Here is a 24,987-nt window from a genome sequence, read left to right on the forward strand (position 1 = left end):
GGGTAACCCCCGCCTGCAACATGCCGCAAGGCGGAGGCGATGAATCCGAGACCGGGCATCTCCGATCGTGACACTCAGATAACCCGACGGTGAGCGCTGTTTTTTTGCAAGTCACGGCCTTAGTCTCGGGAGTTCGAACGTCGCTCCCACGGCCAACGCCTGTTTTATGGGTGAACGCGAACCTATAAACCGGCGTTTCGGCGCCAGCGACGCTCCCAGAACTCCCGGCACAGCAGCCCGGCATAGGCAGTGTTGGTATCGTAGTAGCGGCGCCACAAGCGTCGCGGCTCCTGGACCACGCGGAACAGCCACTCCAGGCCGGCAGCTTGTATCAGCCTCGGCGCACGGGCAACCTTGCCGCCATAGACATCGAAACTGCCGCCCACGCCCATCACGAAGCTTGCGGCGAGTTCGTCGCGGTAGCGCTTGAGAAAGCGCTCCTTACGCGGTGTCGGCATGGCCACCAGCAGGCAGTCGGCGCCCGACGCGTTGATCGCCGCGACGATCCCGGCCTCATCCTCCGGCTTGAAATAGCCGTTGCGCATCCCCGCTATGACCAGGCTCGGATGGTCCTTGGCAAGTCTCGCTACAACCGCGTCGAGAACGTGCTGTTCGGCCCCCAGCAGATAGGGCCTGAACCCACGCTTCGCGCAGAGGCTCAGCAGATTGATCATGATGTCGACGCCCGCCACCCGCTCGGGCAGCGCGACGCCACACAGACGTGCGCCCCAAAGCACGCCGATCCCGTCGACATTGACCACGTCCGCCCCTGCAACATCCTCGCGCAGTTCGGCATTCTGGCGCATGGTCACCAGCTTGGCGACATTCACGACCACATGATGCAGCGGCCGCCGCACGGTCATCGCCTCGTCGGCGATGGCCAGCGTCTCGGCCATGGTCAGCGCATGGATCGGTGCGCCAAGAAACTCCCGGCGCCGTGATGCCAACAGGGAATGCTGCGCCCAAGCCGGGTCGTGCGCGTTCATGCAGCCTGCTCCCTTGCGAGCGTCACTTGTGCGACTTCTGGTTTCTTGCCTTCGATACGGGCGTCGGGCTTGCGTGCCTTGCGCCAGGTCCATAGGCCCCTTGTATCGACGAGCTTCTTGTCCTTGAGCGCTTCGGGGTCGACCAGATTGAACTGCCGATGGTCGACCAGGAGGACGACGATATCGGACTTGTCGATGGCCGAAAGTGCGTCGGTGAACACGATGCCCCTGCCCTCGAGTTCATGCGGCAGCGCATTTGTGTTGGGTTCAGCCGCAATGATCTTCACATTGGGGTTATCGGACAGAAGCTTCACCACCTCGACGGCCGGGCTCTCGCGCAAATCGTCGATATTGGCTTTGAAGCTGAGGCCAAGACAGGCGATCGTTTGCTTGCGGGAGGGGTCGAGCAAAGCCTCGATATCCCTGACCACCGACATGGGCCGCTCGGAATTGATCCGGCGTGCGGAAGCCATCAGCCGCGTGCTGTTGGGTGCGGCGTCGATGATAAAATATGGATCGACCGCAATGCAGTGACCGCCAACGCCCGGGCTCGGCTGGAGGATGTTCACGCGAGGGTGCCGATTGGCGAGATCGATCACTTCCCAGACATTGAGCGACAGGTCCTGACACACTGCGGCAAGCTCATTGGCGAAGGCGATGTTGACGTCGCGGAACGCGTTCTCGGTAAGTTTCACCAGCTCAGCGCTTTCGGCCGTCGTCATGAACAGGTCGCCGGTGACGAAGGTTGAATAGAGTGCCGCGGTCCGTTCCGACGATTTGCGGGACAATCCGCCGATCGAGCGATCGTTATTGATCAGCTCGGTCAGCACCTTTCCCGGCAGCACGCGCTCGGGCGAATAGGCGACCAGCACATCGGCGTCTTCGTCATGCAGGACAGGAAATTTGAGGTCAGGCCGCAACTCGGCAAGCAGCCCGTTCATGATGCGTGTCGTGCCGACCGGCGATGTCGATTCCAACACCACAAGGTCTCCCCGCTTCAGCACCGGGGCGATGCTTCGTGCCGCCGCCAGTACGTAGGTCACGTCCGGCCTATGGTCGTGGGTCATCGGGGTCGGCACGGCGATGATATACGCATCCGCCGGCTGCGGCGTGCTGTAGGCCTTGAGCTTGCCGTTCGCCACGACCTTCTGGATCAGGCCGTCAAGGTCCGGCTCGACGATGTGGATTTCGCCGCGATTGACTTTCTCGACGACCGCTCCGTTCACATCGACGCCAATGACGTCGAGCCCTCGGCTGGCGAAAATGGCGCAGGTCGGCAGGCCGATATAGCCCATGCCGATTACGGAAACGGTTTTGATTTCAGCCATGATGCAGCAGTTCCTCAACAATCCGGTTACTGGCCCGGCCATCGCCATATGGGTTGTGTCGTTCCGCCATGCCGCGATAGGCAGCCTGATCGTCGAGCAGGCGATTGGCGTTGAACAGGATTTTCTCGACATCGGTGCCGACGAGGCGGGCGGTGCCGGCCACGATCCCCTCGGGTCGCTCGGTATTCTCGCGCATCACCAGCACCGGCTTGCCGAGCGAAGGCGCTTCTTCCTGCACGCCGCCGCTATCGGTAAGCACCAGATAGCTCTGCTTCTGCAGATACAGGAACGGCAGATAGTCCTGCGGCTCGACCAGATGGATGTTCGGCACGCCTTCCAGCTCTGCGTTGACCACCGAGCGCACATTGGGGTTTGGATGGACAGGGTAGACGATCTGCACGTCTCCGCGCGCCGCCAATCCTTTCAACGCCGTACAGATGCGCTGGATGCCGCCGTCGAAATTCTCGCGGCGATGGCCGGTGACGAGGATCATTTTCTTCGTAGGGTCGAGGAAGGGGAAACGGGCGGCGAGCTTCGCGTTCATCAACCTGTCGGCATCGATCGCGCTTGAAAAATGCAACAGCGTGTCGATCACGGTGTTACCGGTCACGAAGATAGTGCTTTCGGCTTTTCCTTCGGCGATGAGGTTGTCGCGCGCCTGAACGGTCGGCGCAAAATGCCAGGTGGCGATGTCGCCGGCAATCTTGCGATTCAGTTCTTCAGGAAACGGCGAGTTGATGTTGTGGCTGCGCAATCCTGCTTCGACATGAGCGACCGGGATGCGCTTGTAGAAGGCAGCCAGAGCCGCGGCCATCGCCGTGGTGGTGTCGCCCTGTACCATGACGATATCGGGCTTCGCCTTGTCCAGCACCTCGGCCATGCCCAAGAGCACGCGCGAGGTCACGTCGAACAGCGACTGGCCGGGTTGCATGATGTTGAGATCGTGATGCACCGGCAGGCCGGTCAGTTCGACAACCTGGTCGACCATCTCGCGATGCTGGGCGGTGATGCATATTTCGGTGATGAAGCCTGGATGAGCAAGGGCGGCGCGCGCCACCGGAAAGCATTTGAGCGCCTCCGGCCTCGTGCCGAACACGATCAGCAGTTTCCGCCTGGACGGCAGTTTTGGACGTGAAAGGACGTTCATTGCTGATCCTGGCCGCCTGCAGCACTCGAAACATGCCGACTATTGTCCGCAACAGCCATAATAGCGCCGGAAAACGCCTTCGTGATCTCAATTCTTAATATATGATTAACAACCAAGGCCGCGTTCTCCCGGGTTAACTCTTGTGAAAGGTCGGGCTGACAAATAGTCTATGGTAGTAGTCTTGAAAAAGAATATATTGGATTGACTAATATTTTAATCATCGGCCACGCCGACGCATCCCGGCGCTGGGAAAATGAGCTTCTGGTGCGGTTGAGCGCGGCTGGACACGTTGTCTCGAGTTGCCGCGCGCCGACGCCTGAAGCCAACGCGCGCGGGATGGATAATGTGCTGGCGCTCGAGGGCCGACGCTTCGGCCCCTCACTGGCAAGCCGTTCCGAGCCGTTGCCGTCCGGCGATACCGGCCCCGCCGACCTTATAGTCGATCTCACCGCTACCGCCGCACGACGGGGCACGCCTGTCCTGACGCTCGAATTTTGTGGCCGCAGCAGCTTTGCCGCGGGCATGACCGAGATACTGGCGAGCGGGCGGCTACCCGAACTCACCGCCCGCTTCGACGGCGTTGCCATCGCCAGGGCGCGGCCGATGATCAGCGATCGGCTCTGGCTGTCCCGCAGCAGCAACGACCTGCTCGCCGGCGCCATCTCCCTGATTGCCCAATGTGTCGCCCGCTTTTCCACGGGCAAACTTGCGCCGATTGCCGAGAGCCCGGCGCCACCCCTGCAGAAAGGCGGATTTATCCGGCACTATCTGCCCTTTTTCGGCAGGGGATTGGTCGACCGTGCCGTGCAAAAACTGCGACGTGGCCGGCGCCCCTTCTATTGGCAGGTTGCTTACCGGCTGATCGACGGTCCAGGCGTCGCCGAAACCGGACAGCTGGATGGCAAGCCGTTCACCGTGCTTGCCGATGACGGGCAGCGATTCTACGCCGATCCGTTCGTTCTCGAACGCGACGGCCGCCACTATCTTTTTGTCGAGGAGTTCCCCTACGCCACCGGCCGCGGCGTGATTTCCGTCGCTGAACTTGGCGACGACGGCGTTTTCGGCGTGCCGAGGTTGGTGCTGGAGGAAGCGCATCACCTGTCATATCCGCAGGTGTTCGCCCACTCCGGCGAAATTTTCATGATTCCTGAAAGCGCTACGGCACGCGAACTGGTGCTCTACCGTGCCGTGCAGTTTCCGGATCGCTGGGTACGCGATACGGTGCTGATCGCGGACAGGGATTTCAACGACGCCACGCTGCTAGAATCCGACGGCCGCTTCTGGTTGCTGGGGACGGAGAGGTTCGGTCACGGCAGCGCGTCGGACACGATGACCGTCTATTCCGCCACGGCGCTGCGTGGGCCTTGGGTAGCGCATGCGCTCAATCCCGTCGCCGTCGATCACTCGGCCACTCGGCCGGGCGGCGCTTTCATCCGTCAGGGCGACGCCTTGCTGCTGCCGGTGCAAAACGGCTCGAGAGCCTATGGCGGTGGCCTGGGGTTGATGCGGCTGGATCGGCTTAATGATTTCGACGTCCGTTTTGAACTGCCCCGCCCAATCGATCCGGGGCCGGCATGGGCGCGGGCGGGTATCCACACGCTCAATCGCGCCGGCGATGTCGAGGTCGTGGATAGCGCCGGCTGACCGGATCCGAGGTCCGTGCTTAACGAGACCCGGCCGGGTTTGGGTGGGATGCAGCGGCCGAAGGCATGCTCTCGAGCTGGCCTCTATCGGGCTGCTTCCTATAGGCAAGCAGCAACACCACAATAATCGCGATTTCAGGCGATTTTGATGAGAGCGCGTTGTTCGACAGCGCAGCAAGCAGGAAGGTGATGATGCCTATCCATGCGGGCAGCGGCGCCCCGCGCAGCAGCCGAAAAACGAACCAGAATATCAGCACCGTAAAGAGCACGGCTATGGGCAGGCCGAAGAGCATGACGATGACCACCGGCGCGCTCTCGATGAACGGCAGATGCAGCTTCTCGTTGACGATCGCCAGGAGTTCGTCGCCGTTCATGCCAAACAGGATGTCTTTCCAGCTGACAAGTCCGAACACCTGGTAGATCGTCACCCGCGCCATAAAATTTTGGTCGAAAATGGTGTTGCTGAACCGGTTCAGCAGACCGCCAGCAAACAGCATCGCAACAAGCACCGCGCCGCCTGTCATAGTGAACATCAGCACGACAAATTTGGCCTGCCGCTCATACTTGAGCGACAGGCCCGGCCAAGGCACGAACAGCAGCAGAATGAGGATTTCTCCGGCAGCGAGCAGAAGCGCGGCGCGAGCGCCCGATGCAGCACAACCGACGACCAATACGAAAATCGCCACCACCCGCACCCATATGCGCCAGCGCGTCAGCGGTACGAATCCGATGACTGTGGCGCAGAGCGCGCCTAGTGACAGCGGATGGGCCGCTAGGCCGATCGGCCTGAACTGCAGTTCGTTGATGCCGTAAGGCAGGAATCGATGTTGAGTCACCGCTTCGATAGTGCCGATCACGGCGCTCAGGATGGCCATTCCAAGCACTACGTCGCCCAGCGCCCGCCGCGACTCCGCGTTTAATGCCAGCATCAACAGGCCTGTGGCGCCGGCCACCAGATAGGTATCGATGATGAACCCGGAGGAGCCCGCACGGCCGGTAATGAACAGATAAGGCACCAGCGCGAACATCAGCACCGAATAGCGCATCAACGCCTTGAATATTCCAATTTCGTCGCCCTGCAGCAGAAACGGTCGGCTGAAAAGAACGACAGCAAGCAGCAGGAAGATCGCGTAAGTGCCGAAATGCAGCTTCTCGTAGAACGAGCCTCCCTGGGCCGTATAGTCGACGACCATGTTCATCACCTGCGGCGACACCGTAAAGCGCAGCAGGAACGCGAATGCGGCGCATAGGAAAAACAGCAGCGACAACGCGTTTTGACGGCGCGCCTGGCTGGACAACAATCGTTCCGATGCGGCAGCAGGATAGCTCATGGCCCATCCAAGTGAAGGTATTCAAACGGCATTCCGGCCACGAGATCCATTCAAGAGACTGCCGAACGGATGCGGCGTGTGTGTTGTCAAAATATGCCGGGCCATGCGTTTGCCACAACCGTTAAGTTCGATGCCCGGACGTTTGCACGGTCTCCTTATTTGTTCCCCGTGGCAGCGTAAGGAAGCGATGTGGCTCTAACCTTCCTTCTGCCGTTCAGAATGAGAAGAATCGGCTTCTCGATCATCTGGTGGATCACCAGGCTGGCTATGCAGGCAGTCACGATGCTGACCACCGAGACCAGCAACACTGTTGCCGGATGGTCGTAGCCGATGGTGCGCCTGGCCAGGTAGGCTACGGCGCCGATCACGAAGATATGCGACAGGTAAAGCGCGTAGGAGGCGTTGCCGAGCTCTTCGAGCAGGCTCCAGTGCTTCAGTTTCGGTTCCAGAATGAGGCCAAGGTGAAGCAGGCTGGCGGCCCACATTACCTGCCCCGCGAAGCTGATCTGGCTCATCAGCGGCGTGCCGTCATCGACGAATGCAAGCAACACGCCTGCAGCGGCCATAGGGCCGAGTAGCCAGACATGGCGTGTGTCGGAAGCAAAGCCGCCGTCCAGATAGCGCCGGCCTATCCACATGCCGACGACGAAGGCCACCGGCGAAGCGTTCAGATAGAACTGGAGAACAGGGTTGGTGGGAGCTATCAACAGCCCGGCCAGCCACATCGCAATGAAAAAGACCGTCAACACAAATGCGCGCGCGGTCACCGATAGGAATGCGAGCACCGCGAATGCGATATAGAAATAGGCCTCATAATTGAGCGTCCAGCCGAGTGACAAAATTGGGCTGACGCCATCTCGTTCCGGCGCTTGGTGGACAACGAAGAACAGCGACTGGAGATAATGGGGCCACGTAAAGACGGTCTTCTGGAAGAGACTTGGTGCAAGAGCTGCCAGAAGTGCGGCGACGCTTGTGAAAAGCCAGTAGAGGGGGATGATCCGGATCGCTCGGCGTTTCAGGAAGGTTGGAGCAGAGAAGGGACCGCTCCCCGTAATATAGACCATTATGAATCCGCTAATGACGAAGAACAGAATGACACCAAGGCGGCCCGCAGTCACGATAATCGGATTATCTATGCCGATCTGGTAGGAAAAAGCGTGCGCGAACAGAACCAACAAAGCGGCGCAGGCGCGAAGATACTGGACCGAATAGAATTTCGTCACGTTCCTCTCCTGCAATTGCAGGCGACTGACGCCATCCTGCAGGTCGCGGTCAGTGCTTCAGATGTCATTCAAAAGGCATTGCCATCTTTTCAATACAACCGCGCCGTTAAGTGCGCGTTACCGATTTCATGAAAATCACTCACCGGTTGCGGACGCAAATCGGGCGACGGCAAGAATGCGCGCCAAATTCTGGGCAACGAATCCCTTCAACGTCCGCCGGACGGAAGGGGGGATGAACGGCAAAATGGGCCAGCTTGGAAAATAAGATATTAACGATGTTTCTGTAGAGCAGGCCAAGCGTAACGATTTAACAAGGGTTGTCACCATGTCTGCCGGTTCCGGCACACCCCCCATCTCCGCGACGGCTTCCAATAACAGTGCGTTCGAGCGTATCGCCAATGCGCGGCGCAGGGCGATGCTGCAACAGCACGACCCAGTCGCGGCGCGCAGCTCCGCACCGGTGACGCCGCAACCATCCGAGCCTGTCGCGACGGTGACCCTGGACAAGATCGGCGATTTCCTCGAACTCGATTTTCGACGCCTGTTCGTCTGGCTGCGGGCCGGTCTCGCCCTGGCGTTCATGCTGGCGGTAATCGGCGGCATTGTCGGCGGCGCCTATGCATTGCTGAGCAAGCAGCGTTACACCGTCACGACAGAGGTACTCATCAACCCCTCCAATTTGCAGGTTGTGGAAAACGACCTCTATTCGCAACCGGGCCAGGTCGATAGCCAGTTGCTCAGCACGCGCAGCAAGCAGCGCATCTTGACCTCGGGCAACGTGCTTTCCCGTGTGGTGGACGAACTGAATCTGACTCACGATCCAGAGTTTTTCGATCCAGACCGGAGCACGTCTACGTCTGGCGCGGTGGCGAAGCCCGACCCGAAGCTTATCGCCTTGAAGAACCTGGCGGACCGGGTAAACGCCGCTGCGGACCCAACCTCGTTTGTCACAACCCTCTCGGTATCCGCGGAAACCACTGCCAAAGCGATCCTGATCTCGCAGGCCATAGTCAAAAACTTCCAGGAAGAACTGGCCAAGGCCGAAGCTGCCGGTGCCAGCCGTGCCGCGGCTGCCCTCGATAGCCGACTTGGCCAACTCAAGAGCGACGTGCAGGCTGCCGAAGAGAAGGTCGAGAGCTACAGGCGCAGCCACAACCTGTCCTCCAGCAACGGCCAGCTCGTCAGTTCGCAGACGATGACGCAGCTCAACGGCGAAATCGTCGATGCGCAATCGCGCGTCATCGCCGCGCAGGCAAGTTACGACGCCCTGGTTGCCTCCGGGATAAATGGGGCCAATCCCGACCCCACGGTTTCGGAAGCGCTCGCGGCGCTGCGCGACAGGTCAAACAGCCTGCGACAGCAGATCGACTCACAGTCGATGACCTTCGGTCCGCGCCACCCGACGATTGTCAGGCTGAGGACGGAGCTCGAGACCGTCAACTCGCAACTCCGAGCCGAGTTCTCCCGCACCGTCGGAACGGCAAAGTCCAGCCTGGACAAGGCCAGGGCCTCGTTGGCCTCTCTCAACGCCAGGATGAACGATCTGAAGAGCAACGTTTTCACCGACAGCGAGTCCGAAGTCGCCCTGCGTGAGCTTGAACGCGATGCGGCCTCGAAGAGAGCGGTCTATGAGAGCTTTCTGTCACGTGCGCGCCAAATCAGCGAGCGCGAGCAGATCGACACCACAAACGTACAGGTGATTTCGACCGCGGTGCCCCCGCCAGGGCGCTCATGGCCCCCGCGCACTGCCCTGGTGGCAGGCGCAGGAGCGTTCGCAGGCTTTGCCCTGGGCATGCTGCTGGCCATTGGCATGGGCATTATCCGCGACATGCGCCGGCCGCCGAACAGATCAGACCTTGCTGCCAGCCGAGCCTGAAGCAAGGCATGGCGAAGCGCATCGTTTTCCACATCGCCAGCCTGCGAGGCGGCGGCGCCGAGCGTGTCTTCGTCCTGATGGCAAATGAAATGGCGTCGCGTGGCCACGAGGTCACGCTTTTTACCTGGAACGCGCAAGGGCCTAACGCGGCGCTGCGCTCCGCCGCCGTGCATCTGGTCGACTTCGGCCTTCTCTTGCGCGGCGAGGGTTACGCCAAGTCGGCGACGCTAAAAGGCATCGTGCGAAGCGCAAATTTGTTCCGCCGCCTTGATCCTGATGCGGTCTATAGTGCCCCGGAATTCGCCAATCTGGTCATGGCGCTGTCACTCATGTTGGCCAGAAGCCGCGCAAAATTCTTTCCAAGCTTCCACGCCGCCGCCTCGCTGCCTGCGAGCGGCCTCGGCGCGAGGCTGGCGATCTGGCTTTCCGCGCTGGTTGCAGCGCGCGCGACCAAAGCCATCGCCGTTTCGGCGGGTGTCGGCCGTGACATCATCGCCCGCGGCTTCCCCGAATCCAAGGTCGTGGTCATCAGCAACCCGCTGCCGCCGGCTGAAGCACCGCAGGGGACTTCCTATGCCTGGCAGGCAAAATTGGCAGCGATGGGATATGGCCCGGTCATCGCCACCGCCGGGCGCCTGGTGCCGGTCAAGGACCACCGGACTTTGCTGCGGGCCTTCGCTGCCCTGCGCGCCGGCCGCCGTGCCCGGCTTGTCATCTTCGGCGAAGGTCCGCTGGCTGCCGAATTGCACGCCTATGCCGAAGAGACCGGCATCGGCCCTGACGTGCTCTTTGCCGGCTACGTCAACGATCCGGCAGCCTGTTATGCCGCAGCCGATCTGTTCGTCCTTACATCCACCAGCGAAGGCTTTGGCAACGTGTTGGTCGAGGCCATGGCTGCCGGTGTCCCGGTAATCTCCACCGATGCTCCGCATGGCCCGCGCGAGATACTCGGTGACGGCCGTTTCGGCACCTTGGTGCCGGTCGGTGACGCCGCAGCCCTGGCGAAGGCGATGGCCGAGATGCTGGACCACCCCACCCCTGCTGCCGTCCTGAAAAGCCGGGCGGCGGATTTCACAGTCGACAGGATTGGCGATCGGTACGAAGCCTTGCTCTAGTTGTCGCGCCCGGCCAACAGATCGCGGTGGCATCCAGCCGCAGCTGATGGCCGGCACGGAAGTCCTGGCTGATTTCGGCGCAAGCAAGTCACATCAAGCCAGAAAACCGGTTGCGCAAACGTTTCGATGGCGCTAGCTTTCGGAAAGTCACAACGGCCGCCCAGGCGGATTCAAAGATTGTGAGACTGGGAAACGCAAGATTCGAGGAGGAGCGTGCGTGCGCTTGCCCGTCACCACGTCGAGCGCGACAGCTCCGCGATGACGACGATCGTCGAGGTCGCTCGCAGGGCAGGCGTGTCGGTGTCGACCGTTTCACACGTCGTCAATCAAACCCGCTATGTCTCCCCGGCCACTGCCAGATCGGTGAGCGAGGCGATCGCTGCTCTCGGCTATATGCCCAACAGTGTCGCACGCTCGCTAAAGCTGGCCTCGACGAGCAGTGTCGGCCTGGCGATTTCGGCGATCTCAAACCCCTATTTCAGCGACATCATCTGCGCCGTCGAGACCGAGTGCGCGCGCCTTGGCCTCATGGTGTTCCTGTCGGATACGCAGGACGATTCCGACAAGGAACTGGCTGTCGTCCAGGCACTGCACCAGCGACGCGTCGACGGGATCATCCTGGCGCCCTCTGCCGCGCCGCAAGCTGCATTGCGATATCTCTCGGAACGGTCCCTGCCCTGCGTCTTGATCGACCGACTACCTGACGATCGCTTTGATCAGGTCGGTGTCGAGAATTTCGAGGCCATCCGCGCGCTGATCGACCACGTCGTGTCCTTCGGACATCGCCGCATCGGTTTTGTTGCCGGACAGCGGGGATTTGCCACCACGCTGGAGCGCATGAACGGATTTCGCGCGGCACTGGAGGCCAACGGCCTGGAGTTTGTGCCGGACTACGTCGTGACGGGAAACGCGACCACCGCCAGTGCGAGCACCGCCGCCCATGCGCTGTTGTCGCTGCTGGTGCCTCCGACTGCCCTGGTGACCGGCAACAATCTGTCGACGATAGGCGTGATGCGCGCGGTCCGTGAGCGAGGGCTCACTGTCCCCAGGGACATATCGGTGGTCGGCTTCGACGATTTCGAATGGGCCGATTACTTCGAGCCGCGACTGACGCTGGTCGAACAGCCCTGCGAGGATTTGGGCCGGCAGGCAGCCGCGTTGCTGATTGAGCGGATTGGACTTCCAGATGGCCAACGACGCACGGTTCGCCTTGAGCCAACGCTGCGCCTGCGCGCATCCTGCGGAAGACCGGCATGACTTCGCCGCTTCTGACCATGAATGGCGTCGTTAAACGTTTCGGTGGCGTTCACGCTTTGCGCGGCGTCGATTTCGAACTGCGCGTGGGCGAGATCCATGCCCTGCTGGGCGAGAACGGCGCTGGCAAGTCGACATTGATGAACATCCTGTCCGGTGTGCACGCCCCTGACGAAGGAACGATCACGATCGATGGCGCACCGGTGCATTTTGCCAATCCGCGCGAAGCGCAGGCCGCCGGCATCGCCACGATCTTCCAGGAACTCGATCTCGTGCCTGGCCTCGATGTCGCGGCCAATCTTTTCCTCGGTCGCGAGTTGGTGAAGCCCGGCGGTTTTCTCGATGTCGCAAGGATGCGCGAAGAAGCCCGCACCCGGCTGACCGCCATCGAGTTGGACATCGATGTCGAACGGCCCGTCGGCGAACTGTCGATCGGGCATCGTCAGGTCGTGGCGATCGTCAAGGCACTGTCCTATGCATCGCGTGTCCTGATCATGGACGAGCCGACGGCGGCCCTGACGGTCAGCGAGGTGGACAGGCTCTTCACCATCATGCGCAAGCTCAGTGCCACCGGCGTGGGCATCATCTACATCTCGCATCGGCTTGAGGAGGTTCCCCAAGTTGCGGACCGGGTAACGGTGATGCGCGATGGCCGCGTGGCCGGGACGACAGCCCCGGACGCACCACAGGCCGAACTGGTCAGCCTTCTCGTCGGCCGGCCTCTGGAGGACCTTTACCCGAAACGCACACGCACCGCAGGTCGCCGGCTCCTTCATCTCAAGGACGCCCGTTTCCATCCCGCTCGAGCCAGCGCCGGCTGGCAGGTTCCCCAAAACGTTTCGCTCGACGTGCATGAGGGCGAAATTGTCGGCCTGGCGGGCGTCATGGGTGCCGGCCGTACCGAGTTGCTCAGCGCGCTCTATGGCACCGGCCTGGCCGGCCGTTGGGCCGGCACCGTCGAGGTCGACGATCGCCCGGTGCGCCTCGAGTCCATCAGAGCTGCGCGCAGGGCCGGCGTCGCCCTCGTCACCGACGACAGGCGAGGAAGCGGGCTGATGCTGCGTACAGCGGTCGGCCGCAACCTGGTCATGTCGGTGCTGCGACGAATCTCGCCGCGCGGCTTCATGTCGATTGCACGCGAAGCAGCCGCTGTGGCGCGCTCGTTCGGCCAATTCGACATACGACCGCGCAATGCGGCCATCCCGGTCGGCGCGCTGTCGGGCGGCAACCAGCAGAAGGTGGTGCTCGCCAAGGAGATCCTCGGCAATCCGCGGCTGCTGTTGCTGGATGAACCGACGCGTGGCGTCGACGTCGGCGCGAAGGCGGAAATCTATGCCAGGCTTCGCGATCTGGCATCGCAAGGCCTCGGCATACTCGTCGCCTCGAGCGAAATGCCTGAGCTGATTGGCCTATGCGATCGCATCGTGGTTCTTCGGGAGGGCCGCAACGTGGCGGAATTCGAGCGCGGCGTCGATGAACACACGGTGCTTGCCGCCGCAACCGGAAAGGCCTCCTGATGTCCGACACCAGCACGGCGGATACCGAACTGCCGAGCGGCAAGACAGCTCAGAAGCGGCGCGATCCGCTTGCACTCATCGTCCGCTTCCAGAGCCTGATCGGCTTGGTGGTCGTCGTGATCGGCGGCATCATCTTCTCGCCGCGCCGGCACGGACAGATACTGTTCATCGCCCCGGACAACATCGCCAACATCGTACGCGCCGTGTCCGAGACCGGCATCATCGCGATCGGCATGACCTTCGTCATCATCACTGCGGGGATCGACCTCTCGGTTGGCGCTTTGCTTGGCCTGGCCAGTGTCGTCACGGCCACGATGATGATCAATGGTGGCGTTGGCCTCGTGCCGACGATCCTTGCCGTGCTTCTTGCCGGCGTGGTCTTCGGTGCCGTTCAGGGCTCGATCTCGACGCGCTTCCGCCTTGAGCCCTTCATCGTCACCCTCGCGGGCCTTCAGGCCGCGCGCGGTCTGGCCCTGGTCGTCTCGGGCAACGAGTACATCAACATCTCCTATGGCGACGGACCCGGGCTTGCCCCTCCGGTATTTGCCATTCTGGGCGAGCGCTTGTTCAACAATGTGGTGCCGGTGGCAACCATCGTCTTCATCGCTTTTGCGGCGATCGCCACAGTGGTTCTCAACACGACCCGCTTTGGCCGCTATGTCTTTGCCGTCGGCGGCAATGAGCGGGCGGCGCGCCTCTCGGGCGTTCCGGTGTCCGCCGTCAAGATCACCGTCTATGCGATCACCGGCTTCGCGGCCGCTCTCGCCGGCATCGTCCATGCAGGGCAGTTCAACTTCGGCAGTGCCAATGACGGCGCCGGTTACGAACTTACCGCCATCGCCGCGGTCGTCATCGGCGGTACCAGCCTGTTCGGTGGAGCCGGATCGATGGTCGGCACGGTCGCCGGCACGATCATGCTCGGCGCGCTCGCCAACGTCCTGCAACTCAACAACATCACACCCGCCCTGCAATTGCTCGCGACAGCCGCGATCATCATCCTGGCGGCGGTTCTTCAGTCCCTCGTCCGTCGCCGCGAAGGTCTGGTCCGTTAAGTGGGCGACATTGGAAGACCCCTGAACGCCAGCTTACCCGGCGTCGGGAGAGTGAAGCTCAGCAAACCAACAGTCGAGCCAAGGGCATCGACAGGAAGGAAACAACCATGGTTATCAGGAGCACACGCAATAGCAGACAAAGGGCCTGGCAAACGTGTCTGCTTGCCGGGACCTTTCTCGCAGCCGCCGGAGGGGCTCAAGCTGCGGAACCATTGGTCAAGGCTTGCTCCAAGACCGGCGAATTCGTAATCGGCTTTTCTCAGGCCAACAATGCCGAGCCGTATCGCCAGCACGTCAATGACGAACTCACCGCCGCCGCCAAGGCAGTGTCCCAGTTCACCTTGCAGATCGCCGATGGCGCCGGCAGCGTGAACACCCAGACCTCACAGGTCGACAATTTCATCACCCAGAAGGTCGACCTGCTGCTGATATCGCCCTTCGAAGCATCGCCGCTGACGCCGGCGGTGAAGCGGGCCATGGAGGCCGGCATCCCCGTCATCGAGCTCGACCGCAAGACGGTTGGCGATCCGGGCAAGGACTACACGGCTTTTATTGGCGGCGACAATTACAAGATCGCCTTCGAAGCCGGCAAATATACCGCCACGAAACTGCTTCCTGACGGCGGTGAAGTTGCCGTTCTGGAAGGGCTGCCCAGTTCGACCCCTGCCGTGGAACGGCTCAACGGCTTCAAGGACGGCGTCAAGGAGAACGACAAGATCAAGGTCGTCGCCGAGCAGGCGGCGGACTGGCTGCCGGACAAGGCACAGACGGCGTTCGCAGCCATGCTTCAGGCCAATCCCGATATCAAGATGGTCTACGCCAGCAACGACATGATGGCCGCCGGAGCGCGCCTTGCCGCCAAGGGCGCCGGCAAGGAAGGGCAGATCAAGATCATCGGCACCGACGGATTGCCAGGTCCTGCCGGCGGCATCCGGGCCGTTGCCGAAGGCGAATGGGCTGCAACCTTCACTTATCCGACGGGCGCCAAGGAGGCGATCGATATGGCAAAGTCGGTTCTTCTCGATTGCGCCACATCCGTCGAGCCGACGGTCACAGTTGCAACGACGGCGATCACGCCGGAAAACGCCAAGCAGATGATGGGTAACTGACAAAAGTGCCATGGCGATTGCGGTGCGGAGGTCGAATGGCACCTCCGCACCGTCGCAACGCCTCATTTCCGCCCATCGGCCGGTCTTCGGCAACGGCGAGGGTCTCCAGGGTCCAATCAGATCGACCGTCGGTGCGCTCCGAAACAGCAAGAATGGAAGCCTCGGAAGGCCGCCATTAACTGTTCGTTAACCATGCCGGGCTAGCCTTAACCAATCAGTAAGGAGTCGCCTCTGTGACCTGCGTCGCTCCCATCCAAAACAAGTCCATACGCTTTCGAGCGCGCTCGTTTGTAGCCTTCACCCTCACCCCTGAGGCCCCGTTGGGGGAATGGCTGCAAAGCCTGGATCACTGGACCGAAAACTCTCCCGGCTTCTTTGCCGGTCGCCCGGTCGTGCTCGACCTGAATATGCTCAAGCCCGAGGCGGGCGAGATCGAAGATCTGGTCTCACAGCTCGCGGAGCGCGGGATTCGCATCTACGCGATCGAGGCGGACGGCAATGTTGGTCTCGATGCTGATCTGCCGCCGCTCCTCGTTGGCGCCAAGGAGGCCACCGCTGACGCGCTTTACGTGCAGCCGGACCCAAAAGCCGCCGCTGAGGCCAAGACGGAAGAGCCGGAGGCGCCGAACTCATTGATGATCAAGGCACCGATCCGCTCCGGCCAGTCGATCTTTCACCCCGATGGCGATGTGGTCATTGTCGGCTCCGTCAGTTCCGGTTCCGAAATCATCGCCGGGGGGTCGATCCACGTCTACGGCACGCTGCGTGGGCGTGCGTTCGCCGGCGCCACGGGAAATTCTGCGGCTCGTATCTTTTGCCGGAAAAATGAAGCCGAACTTCTGGCGGTAGACGGCTGGTACCGCACCGCCGAGGAGATGGACGCCTCCTCGCGAGGAAGGCCGGTACAGGCCTTTCTCGAGGACGGCGCACTTTGCGTCGCACCGCTCAACTAACAACATTGGAGGCACAAATATGGGCAAGGTAGTGGTTGTCACGTCCGGCAAAGGGGGTGTCGGCAAGACGACCTCGACGGCCGCTCTCGGCGCCGCGGTCGCGAAAACCGGCAAGCGGGTGGCCCTCGTCGACTTCGATGTCGGCCTGCGCAACCTCGATCTGATCATGGGCGCCGAGCGGCGCGTTGTTTTCGATATCGTCAACGTCATTCAGGGAACCGCCAAGCTCTCGCAGGCGCTGATCCGTGACAAGCGGCTCGACACGCTGTTCCTGCTGCCGGCCTCGCAAACGCGCGACAAGGATGCTCTCACCGAGGAAGGCGTCGCCGATGTCATCGACAAGCTGCGCTCGGTTTTCGACTATGTCTTCTGCGACAGCCCGGCCGGCATAGAGCGCGGCGCGCAGCTTGCGATGCGCTTTGCCGACGAGGCGGTAATCGTGACCAACCCGGAAGTGAGCTCGGTCCGCGATTCCGATCGCATTATCGGCCTGCTCGACTCCAGGACGATGAAAGCCGAGCAAGGTGAATCGATTGCCAAACACGTCCTCGTCACGCGCTATGACGCTGCCCGCGCTGCCCGCGGCGAGATGCTCAGCATTGATGACGTTCTCGAGATCCTGTCCACGCCTCTGCTGGGAATAATTCCCGAGAGCCAGGACGTGCTGCGCGCATCCAATGTGGGCGCGCCGGTTACGCTCAGCGAAAACACCAACCCCGCCGCACGCGCCTATATCGACGCGGCAAGAAGACTCGAGGGCGAGGACCTGCCGGTCGTTCTGCCTTTCGAGCGGAGGGGCCTCCTCGACCGGCTGTTGGGAAGGAGGGCAGCATGAACCTGCTCGATATCTTCAAGCGCCGCGGCAGCGCGCCCGTGGCGCGCGAGCGCTTGCAACTGCTGTTGGCTTACGAGCGTCGAAGCCGCAACCAGCCCGATCTCGTCTCCGTGTTGCGCGAGGAGATCATGGCGGTGATCGCCCGGCATGTTCAGGTCGACCAGGATTTCCTGCAGGTGAGCATGGATCACGGCGAAACGACGTCGAGATTGGAGATCGACATCCAGATCCCCAACAAGATCGCAATGCCCATGGCCGCGGCGTTCTAGCGGAATCCTCCAGTCAGGGCTCGCGTCGGCTGCTGCCGAGGTTGCGGCGCCGTGATTGGCGTGTTCGACCCGGTCGCCACGGGCAAGTCACGCAATAACCACTGCAACCACCGCCTCACCAAAACCCCGCGGCCGTTTCCAGCCGCGGGGGCGCCTTGGGAGGGCCTTTCGAAACCCGTGGTCAAATGTTGGCGAGCAATTCGTTGACGCGGCTTTCCATGTCGGCAAGGGCGGTGTCGACGTCCTTCTGGCCACTGATTGCTGCACTCATCTCTTCGCCGATAATGTCCTGGATCGCAAACTGGCGCTGTACGGCCGACGGCAGCGGCTTGCCGAGGTCGGCGACCGCAGAGATCGTGTTGCGATGCGGCAGGGCCTTGAAGGCGTCCGAGGTGATGACGGCCTTGTAGGCGGGCAGGTGACCGGTGCGCGACCACTCAAAGTCGTTGTCGGCGAAGAACTTCAGGAATTTGCCGATGGCCGCGATCTGTTCAGGCGTGCGGTCTTTCTGCGACACGGCCCAGGTGTGGCCGTCGGCATATTGCGCGTGGGTGCCGCCAAACAGCTGCGGATACGGATAAACCGCATAGCCGCCCTTGTTGAGCGCCGTACCCTTGGTTTCGGACTGGGCGTTGTAATCGCCGACCACCCAGGTGCCGTTGAGGTGGACGCCACCCTCGCCGGCAAGGAAGGCATTGATCGAGCCGCCATAATCGAGGTCCTTGGTGGTGTAGCCCTTCTCGAAGATCGCCTTGTACATCTCGACGACCTTCTTGGCTTCCGGCGTATTCAACTTCACATGCTTCGGATCGGCAAAGAAATCGGAATCCTGCTGGAAAAGATAAGTGTAGAGATTGCGTGTGTAGAGCGCAGTCTCATTGGTCAGGTTCTGGACGAAATAAGGCTTGCCCGTCTTCTGCTTGAACTGTTCGGCCTGGGCGAGCAGTTCCTCGGGCGACTTTGGAAAAATCGGCGTGCCGTCGGCACTGACGAGGCCGGCTTGTTTGAAAAGATCCATGTTGACATGATAGAGCATCGTCCAGCTGTCGATCGGCAGGCCATAGATCTTGCTGTCTTTGGTGGCGCCATTGCGCGCCGCGTCGGTGAAGGCGTCGGGTGTCACGCCGACTGACGTCAAGAGATCGTCGAGCGGCATCAACAGGCCCTTCGACTGATAATCCGACAGTACGGATTCATGGATCGTGACGATGTCCGGAGCGTCGCCTGAAGCGAACTGCGCGGTCAGCTGATCGTAGCCGGGCCATTCCACGGTGGTGACGTTGACGTGGACATCGGGATTGTCGGCGTTGAACTTGTTGATCAGCGAGGTGATGATTCCGCATTCGCCAACGGCTTTGGTGGGATCGGTGTTGGTGCCGAAATCGGCATCGCAGGCGCCGAAAAAGCGCTGCACGCTCAGTTCCGTGGCCGCGAAGCTTGGATTAGCGAGCATCATTGCGCCCGCAGAGACTGCGGCAAACAGCATTTTCTTCAGTTTCATATCAGTTCCTCCTACTGAGTTTCCGCCGCTCCACCCTGGATTGGCCTTCGTGCTTCAATCGCTGCGCATTCCCCCCGGCCGTCAGGCAATCTTCGTTATCTCACCGCAGCGCCGGAGACCGCCGTGACGATGTATTTCTGGAAAAACAGGTAGACGATCAGGATCGGTGCACCGGCAAACACCGCCTGCGCCATCAGGAAGCCGATGCCTTCGGACTGGGCGAAGTTGGTCTGCGTCGAGGCCATGCCGACCGTCAGCGTGAACATGTCCTTCCTCGTTGCCGAAATCAGCGGCCAGAAATAATCGTTCCACGCGCCGAGAAAGGTAAAGATGCCGAGCGTTGCCTGCGCAGGCAGCGTGAGCGGCAGAAGCACCTTCCAGAAAATCCTGAGCCGGCTGGCGTTATCGAGCATGGCGGCTTCGTCCAACTCCTTCGGGATGGCTTTGAAATACTGGGTCATCAGGAAGACGCCGAACGGAGCCGAAAGGCCCGGCAGAATGAGCCCTTGATAGGTGTTGTGGAACTTCAGCATGCTGAAGATCTGGTGACGGGCGACGAGCACGGCCTGCTCCGGGACCGCCAGGCCGAACAGCACGATCACGAACAGCACGTCTCGGCCGGGGAAATTCAGCCGTGCAAAGCCGTAGCCGGCGAGCGACGACAGGATCAAGGTGCCGAGCGTCAATCCGCCCGAGACGATGATGCTGTTGCGCACCCAGATGAACACCGACGAGGTGCCGACCGTGTTGATGTAGTTCTTCAGCGTATAGGGCGCGTGAAACACCGAATTCGGATCTGCCATCAGCTCCGCATTGTCCTTGAGTGACAGGCCGATGACCCACAGAACCGGCGCGATCATGACGATCGAAAGCAGGAGGACCAGGGCCAGCAACAAATGGTCGCCAAATGCCCGTCCCTTGATGGAAGCGGCTGGAGCGCTCATGCCTGGTCTCCCCTGCTGCGTGTCACCAGGTACTGGGCCATGGCCGCGATCAGGATGAGGATGAACAGGATTTCCGATGCAGCGGCGCCCAGGCCGAGATCCCAGCGGCGGAATGCGGTGTCGTAGATGTAGAGCACGATCGGCTTGGTCAGGTTGTTCGGACCGCCCCGCGTCATCAGCCAAGCCTGGCCGAACAGCTGGAATTGCAGCACGATCTGGATAATGATCACCAGGATGAAGGTCCGCTTGATCGACGGCAGCGTGATCGAGCGTAGCGTCTGCCAGCGATTGGCATTGTCCAGCGCCGCCGCCTCGTAGATATCCTGCGGAATCTGCTGGAGCGCCGAGAGAAAGAGCATCATCGGCAGGCCGATGCACCACCAGATGGTGGCAATGGCGATGCCGACCATCGCCAGGTTGGGATCGGAAATGAAAGCCGGGGCGGTCGCGCCGAACCATCCGTAGATCGTCGACAACAGACCGACATTCGGAATGAAGACGATGCGCCAGATCAGCGTGACGATGGTGACCGACAGCACCGACGAGGAAAAGAACAGCGTCCGCAAAACCGCAGCAGTGCGCGTCCGGCGATTGAGGCAAAGCGCCAGGAAAAGACCGATCAGCGCCAGCGTCGGCACCGTCAGCAGCACGAAGTAGAAGGTGTTCCAGATCGATTGCAGGAAGACCTTGTCGTGATACAGCCTGACGTAATTGCCGAAACCGACAAAATTTCCGGACGAGAACGTGTCGGCCTTGTGGAAACTCAGCCACATCCCCCAGAGCAGCGGGAAGAGCAGCAGCGTCGTGAAGAAGAACAAGAATGGCGCAACGAAAATGAAGTTTCGCCATTGCGGCGCATAGATGTCGGCGGTCGGCGTTCTGGCGCCGACAGCAAGCGTCGCGGTCGGGGACATCGCCAGCCGGTCAACCATCTCAGGCCTCCCTCGCATGCCAGGCGCGGCCGGTCTCATTGAACAGATGCGATTTCTGGCCGTCGAAGGCGAGCCCGATCCTGTCGCCGACGGCGACGCGACTGTTGCCGGCATCGGAACCGACTATCTGCTGGCCATCGCCCAGCCGCGCGTAGATCAGGGTGCGTTCGCCGAGCCGCTCGAGCACATCGACCACGCCATCGGCATTGCCCTGTCCGGCGGCAACGATACGGACGTCTTCCGAACGGATGCCGAAAGTGTACTTGCCATCGGTCAATTGGCTGGAGGCGATCTCGGTCTGCACCGAGATGCCGTCCGCAAACCTGGCCGTGGCGTTCTCGCCGGATTTGTTGAGCGTCGCATCAACGAAGTTCATCGCCGGCGCACCGACGAACCCTGCGACGAATTTGGTCGCCGGACGCTCGTAGATCTCCATCGGAGTGCCGATCTGATCGATCTTGCGATTGTTCATGACGACGATGCGGTCGGCGAGCGTCATTGCCTCGACCTGGTCGTGGGTGACGAAGATCATCGTCGACTGCAGGCGCTGATGAAGCTGGGCAAGTTCGATGCGGGTGCGGGTGCGCAACGCCGCATCGAGATTGGAGAGCGGCTCGTCGAACAGGAACGCCTTCGGCTCCTTGACGATCGCACGGCCGATGGCGACGCGCTGGCGCTGACCGCCGGAGAGCTGGCCCGGCTTGCGATCGAGCAAATGCGGCATTTCGAGGATGCGGGCGGCTTCGTTGATGCGCGCCTCGATGACCTTGCCTGGAACGCCGATATTCGCAAGCCCGAAGGCCATGTTGTCGCGCACCGTCATATGCGGATAAAGCGCATAGGACTGGAACACCATGGCAATGCCGCGCTTGCCCGGCGGCAGATGATCGATGCGCTCATTGTTGATGGCAATCTCGCCGCTATCGACAGCTTCGAGACCGGCAATCATTCGAAGAAGCGTCGATTTTCCGCAACCGGACGGCCCCAGGAACACGATGAATTCGCGTGCCCTTATGGAGAGCGACAGATGATCCAGCACCGTCATGGCACCGAACTGCTTGCTCACGTTTCTGATCTCGATATCGGCCGTCACGTCGACGCTCCTCCTCAGCGCTTGCGCTTGTCTCGATGATCCGCCTGAACTCAGAGCCTCAGGCGAATGACCTGGTAGGAATAGGCCGGCAGCGACAGGCTCAGCTTGCCGCCGGCGAGTGAGGCGCCCTCACCCTTCCTTGGGCCGACATTGCCTGGGTTCTCGGCCGAATTGACGGCTTTCAGATCGGCGTGCGCCACGACCCGGTGATCGACGATTTCCGCTGCGCCGAAGCCGGTGAGGTCGACCACTGTTTCGATTGCCTCGCTCGAATGGCGGTTGACGGCGAAGAAGGTGACGTGGCCGGTCTTCGTGTCGTGCACGCCGGCAATGTCGACGTAGGCGACGTCGCCCGCAACGGTGGATTTATAGGTCGGGCTTTCCACCTTGAGATCCAGCGCATTGCCGCGGCCGTAGTTAGAAGCAAACAGATAGGGATAAAAAATCGTCTGCCGCCATGCCGGGCCATTCGGAACGGTCATGATCGGCGCGATGACGTTGACCAGTTGTGCCAGGCAGGCGATCTTGACGACATCGGAACGGCGGATGAAGGTGTTGAGGATCAGGCCGACCTGCAGCACATCCTCGAAATTATAGATGTCTTCGAGCAACGGCGGGGCGAATGGCCAGCCGTCGCTGCCGCCGAGGATTTTCTTGTCCTGCTCCTTGGAATGGTACCAGACGTTCCATTCGTCGAACGAGATGTAGACCTGCTTGTTGGAGCGCTTCTTGGCCTTGATATAGTCGATGACGCCGGCGACCGAGACAATGTAGTCGTCGAGCTTTTCGCTCATGGCGAGATAGTTCGAAGCGTCGTTGGCTTCGTTGTCGAAATACATGTGCAGCGAGATGTAGTCGACCTCGTTGTAGGTATGGTCGAGAACCGTCGCTTCCCATTCAGGGTAGGTCGGCATCTTGGCATTCGAAGAGCCGCAGACCACCAACTCGAGCGACTTGGAGAAGGCGCGCATTGCCTTGGCCGTCACATGCGCTAAGCGGCCATACTCGTCCGCGGTCTTGTGGCCGATCTGCCAGGGGCCGTCCATTTCATTGCCGAGGCACCAGAGCTTGACGTCGAAGGGCTCCTTGCGGCCATTGGCGATGCGCTTGTCGCTCCATTTACTGCCGCCGGGGTGGTTGGCGTACTCCAGAAGGTTGCGGGCTTCGTCAAGGCCGCGCGAGCCGAGATTGACGGCAAGCATCATCTCGGTGTTGGCGGAGGTGCACCAATCGGCAAATTCGTGCAGGCCGACTTCGTTGCTTTCCGACGTATGCCAGGCGAGGTCGAGCCGCACCGGGCGCTCTTCCTTGGGGCCGATGCCGTCTTCCCAATTGTAGGCGGAGACGAAATTGCCGCCGGGATAGCGGACGATCGGAACATTAAGTTCTCTGACGAGATCGATGACGTCCTGACGCATGCCATTGGCATCCGCCGTCGGATGGCCTGGCTCGTAGATGCCGGTATAAACTGCCCGCCCGAGATGCTCGATGAAGGATCCGTAGAGCCTCGGATCGATTTCCGAGACAACATAATGCGGATGTGCCGTAACGGCTGCCTTCATGCATTCCTCCCATCGATATCACAAACGATGATTTAAATCATCTTGCCCGATATCAAAGAGGAATTGGCAGCCCTTCGTCAAGCCAAAATAGCCAAAAGTAGGACAATTAGACGAAGGTTTTGGCTCAGCAGAAAGCCAGTTCATTGAAATTGCGGCGTTATCTTCAGAACCCGGTTTCATGATATCAACCAGTTTTGATCCGGAGCAGGATGTCCTGATCGTAATTTCCAAAGCCCTTGCCGAAAATGTTGATCCCGCCGGGGCGCTTGGCGTCGTCCTTGACGCCGATACGGACGCGGATTGAATGATGGCTCTTCAGATCGAGTGCGGCGAGGCCGGTTTCGGAAATCCTGAGGCCGTCGACATAGGTGCCGTCATTGGCAATTCGCCAGTTCTTGAGCTTGCCGTATTGCGAACCCTTGAGTTTCCACCAGGACGGCGTGAAGACGCCGCGCTTGTCGCCGAAATCCCCCGGCGACGTCCAGGTGCCGACATCGACGCCATTGATCGTCAGCGTGATGTCCGAGGGCCAATCGGCGCTGGTGCCCGGCACTTCCGAAGACAGCTCTATCGCCACTTCGAGCTCGGTGATCTCGGCATCGGCGAGCTTGGCATTATTGGGAAACTGGTATTCGACAAAACCGCGGGTGAACCACAACAGCCCGGCTTTCATACGATCCGGATCGAGGAAAGTGTTCGGTACATCGAGCAAGCCGATGATGCCGTCCGGCGAACAAAGGCCGCAGGGCGCGGTAACCTCGAAGCCGGTGTAAAGCCCGATCGGCATCGACACTTCGATCGCGTCGTTCTTGACCGCACGATATTCGCTCTTGAACACGACGAGCACTTCTTCGGCCGTCGGATAACAGATTTTCTGGCTGCCTTTCTTCGCTTTCAGGTTCTCGGTGCGGATCAGCCCCGCATCCTCCAGCACCTGGATGTTGGTCGAGACGGTCGACTGCGGCAGCGACAGCACGGCGGCGATTTCGTTGACATTCATCGGCCCCTTCTCATGCAGCAGTTTCAGCATCGAGATACGCGCCGAGGAGGCAAGCCCCTTTAGCACGGCAATGCCTTCCTCAGGTTCAATCACCAGAAAATTGCGACTCATAAAATGCCCGGGCCCATGCCAAATCTATATCCGAAATTATCCTGTATATCGGGATATCTGATTTAATCAATGCGCAGGCGAACCCGAGCAATTTGTTAAATCCAGCAGGGCGACGGTCGTGCGGTGGCCCTGCACAGAATTTGTGCAGGAGCCATATGCAGAGTGGACACCTGAACGCCGATCGCCCAATCTAGTCCGGAGCCGAG

22 protein-coding genes are annotated in these 24,987 nt (G+C 60.9%); 10 read left to right on the forward strand and 12 right to left on the reverse strand.

What is annotated here, in order from left to right:
* Positions 1-182: 182 nt before the first annotated feature.
* The 3 genes from NKH43_RS02820 to wecB are packed head-to-tail and all read right to left on the reverse strand — an operon-like array spanning position 183 to position 3,461.
* Entirely contained in the window at positions 183-986 is an 804-nt protein-coding gene (locus NKH43_RS02820) for a WecB/TagA/CpsF family glycosyltransferase (protein ID WP_023720694.1), read from the reverse strand.
* Positions 983-2,314: a UDP-N-acetyl-D-mannosamine dehydrogenase gene (gene wecC, locus NKH43_RS02825; protein WP_352856484.1), complete on the reverse strand. Its 1,332-nt coding sequence runs from the start codon at positions 2,312-2,314 to the stop codon at positions 983-985. Before wecC ends, NKH43_RS02820 begins: the two co-directional genes overlap by 4 nt.
* Positions 2,307-3,461 (reverse strand): non-hydrolyzing UDP-N-acetylglucosamine 2-epimerase, encoded by a 1,155-nt coding sequence (gene wecB / locus NKH43_RS02830; protein WP_352484050.1) that lies wholly within the window; start codon positions 3,459-3,461, stop codon positions 2,307-2,309. The genes wecC and wecB overlap by 8 nt, the downstream gene beginning before the upstream one ends.
* 336 nt (positions 3,462-3,797) lie before the next feature.
* Here wecB and NKH43_RS02835 point away from each other — a divergent pair, with 336 nt between their 5' ends.
* On the forward strand, positions 3,798-5,105 hold the full coding sequence (locus NKH43_RS02835; protein WP_352484051.1) for a glucosamine inositolphosphorylceramide transferase family protein: 1,308 nt from the start codon (positions 3,798-3,800) through the stop codon (positions 5,103-5,105).
* 19 nt (positions 5,106-5,124) lie between these two features.
* Here NKH43_RS02835 and NKH43_RS02840 read toward each other — a convergent pair whose 3' ends face one another.
* On the reverse strand, positions 5,125-6,372 hold the full coding sequence (locus tag NKH43_RS02840) for a VpsF family polysaccharide biosynthesis protein (protein ID WP_245278650.1): 1,248 nt from the start codon (positions 6,370-6,372) through the stop codon (positions 5,125-5,127).
* Positions 6,373-6,590: 218 nt separating this feature from the next.
* The gene (locus NKH43_RS02845; protein WP_023720700.1) at positions 6,591-7,658 is read right to left on the reverse strand and encodes an acyltransferase family protein; all 1,068 of its coding nucleotides are present in this window, start codon (positions 7,656-7,658) and stop codon (positions 6,591-6,593) included.
* A gap of 325 nt (positions 7,659-7,983) precedes the next feature.
* On the opposite strand from NKH43_RS02845, the gene NKH43_RS02850 reads away from it, so the two are divergent.
* The 9 genes from NKH43_RS02850 (at position 7,984) to minE (ending at position 17,638) form a co-directional block, all read left to right on the forward strand.
* Entirely contained in the window at positions 7,984-9,534 is a 1,551-nt protein-coding gene (locus NKH43_RS02850; RefSeq protein WP_023720701.1) for a GumC family protein, read from the forward strand.
* A gap of 8 nt (positions 9,535-9,542) precedes the next feature.
* A complete protein-coding gene (locus tag NKH43_RS02855) occupies positions 9,543-10,649 on the forward strand; it encodes a glycosyltransferase (RefSeq protein ID WP_352856487.1) in 1,107 nt (368 codons plus the stop codon).
* Positions 10,650-10,907: 258 nt separating this feature from the next.
* Positions 10,908-11,906, forward strand: a complete 999-nt coding sequence (locus tag NKH43_RS02860) for a LacI family DNA-binding transcriptional regulator (RefSeq protein WP_352548902.1) — start codon at positions 10,908-10,910, stop codon at positions 11,904-11,906.
* A complete protein-coding gene (locus tag NKH43_RS02865; RefSeq protein ID WP_352494489.1) occupies positions 11,903-13,420 on the forward strand; it encodes a sugar ABC transporter ATP-binding protein in 1,518 nt (505 codons plus the stop codon). Before NKH43_RS02860 ends, NKH43_RS02865 begins: the two co-directional genes overlap by 4 nt.
* Entirely contained in the window at positions 13,420-14,472 is a 1,053-nt protein-coding gene (locus tag NKH43_RS02870; RefSeq protein ID WP_352484056.1) for an ABC transporter permease, read from the forward strand. Before NKH43_RS02865 ends, NKH43_RS02870 begins: the two co-directional genes overlap by 1 nt.
* A gap of 107 nt (positions 14,473-14,579) precedes the next feature.
* Positions 14,580-15,581, forward strand: a complete 1,002-nt coding sequence (locus tag NKH43_RS02875) for a substrate-binding domain-containing protein (protein ID WP_031194494.1) — start codon at positions 14,580-14,582, stop codon at positions 15,579-15,581.
* A 233-nt stretch (positions 15,582-15,814) separates the two neighbouring features.
* Entirely contained in the window at positions 15,815-16,534 is a 720-nt protein-coding gene (minC, locus tag NKH43_RS02880; RefSeq protein WP_031194495.1) for a septum site-determining protein MinC, read from the forward strand.
* A 19-nt stretch (positions 16,535-16,553) separates the two neighbouring features.
* Positions 16,554-17,369, forward strand: a complete 816-nt coding sequence (minD, locus tag NKH43_RS02885; RefSeq protein WP_023720708.1) for a septum site-determining protein MinD — start codon at positions 16,554-16,556, stop codon at positions 17,367-17,369.
* Positions 17,366-17,638 (forward strand): cell division topological specificity factor MinE, encoded by a 273-nt coding sequence (gene minE, locus NKH43_RS02890; protein WP_023720709.1) that lies wholly within the window; start codon positions 17,366-17,368, stop codon positions 17,636-17,638. Before minD ends, minE begins: the two co-directional genes overlap by 4 nt.
* 181 nt (positions 17,639-17,819) lie before the next feature.
* On the opposite strand, the gene NKH43_RS02895 is transcribed toward minE, so the two are convergent.
* The 7 genes from NKH43_RS02895 to NKH43_RS02925 all read right to left on the reverse strand — a co-directional run bounded on the left by NKH43_RS02895 (position 17,820) and on the right by NKH43_RS02925 (position 24,781).
* Positions 17,820-19,139 carry an ABC transporter substrate-binding protein gene (locus NKH43_RS02895; RefSeq protein ID WP_352856490.1) on the reverse strand — a complete coding sequence of 440 codons (1,320 nt, stop codon included), beginning with the start codon at positions 19,137-19,139 and terminating at the stop codon, positions 17,820-17,822.
* Positions 19,140-19,234: 95 nt separating this feature from the next.
* Positions 19,235-20,083: a carbohydrate ABC transporter permease gene (locus tag NKH43_RS02900; protein ID WP_352484059.1), complete on the reverse strand. Its 849-nt coding sequence runs from the start codon at positions 20,081-20,083 to the stop codon at positions 19,235-19,237.
* Positions 20,080-20,997 carry a carbohydrate ABC transporter permease gene (locus NKH43_RS02905; RefSeq protein WP_051409714.1) on the reverse strand — a complete coding sequence of 306 codons (918 nt, stop codon included), beginning with the start codon at positions 20,995-20,997 and terminating at the stop codon, positions 20,080-20,082. The genes NKH43_RS02900 and NKH43_RS02905 overlap by 4 nt, the downstream gene beginning before the upstream one ends.
* Positions 20,998-21,016: 19 nt before the next feature.
* Complete coding sequence (locus NKH43_RS02910; RefSeq protein ID WP_023720713.1) at positions 21,017-22,108, reverse strand: ABC transporter ATP-binding protein; 1,092 nt, start codon at positions 22,106-22,108, stop codon at positions 21,017-21,019.
* 50 nt (positions 22,109-22,158) lie between these two features.
* A complete protein-coding gene (gene arfA, locus NKH43_RS02915) occupies positions 22,159-23,670 on the reverse strand; it encodes an arabinosylfuranosidase ArfA (protein WP_352856492.1) in 1,512 nt (503 codons plus the stop codon).
* A gap of 18 nt (positions 23,671-23,688) precedes the next feature.
* The gene (locus NKH43_RS02920) at positions 23,689-23,850 is read right to left on the reverse strand and encodes a hypothetical protein (protein WP_352844719.1); all 162 of its coding nucleotides are present in this window, start codon (positions 23,848-23,850) and stop codon (positions 23,689-23,691) included.
* A 4-nt stretch (positions 23,851-23,854) separates the two neighbouring features.
* Entirely contained in the window at positions 23,855-24,781 is a 927-nt protein-coding gene (locus NKH43_RS02925; RefSeq protein WP_352856495.1) for an ArsR/SmtB family transcription factor, read from the reverse strand.
* Positions 24,782-24,987 lie beyond the last annotated feature (206 nt).

Origin of the sequence: Mesorhizobium sp. M1163, assembly GCF_040318415.1 — a bacterium.
GTDB lineage: Bacteria > Pseudomonadota > Alphaproteobacteria > Rhizobiales > Rhizobiaceae > Mesorhizobium.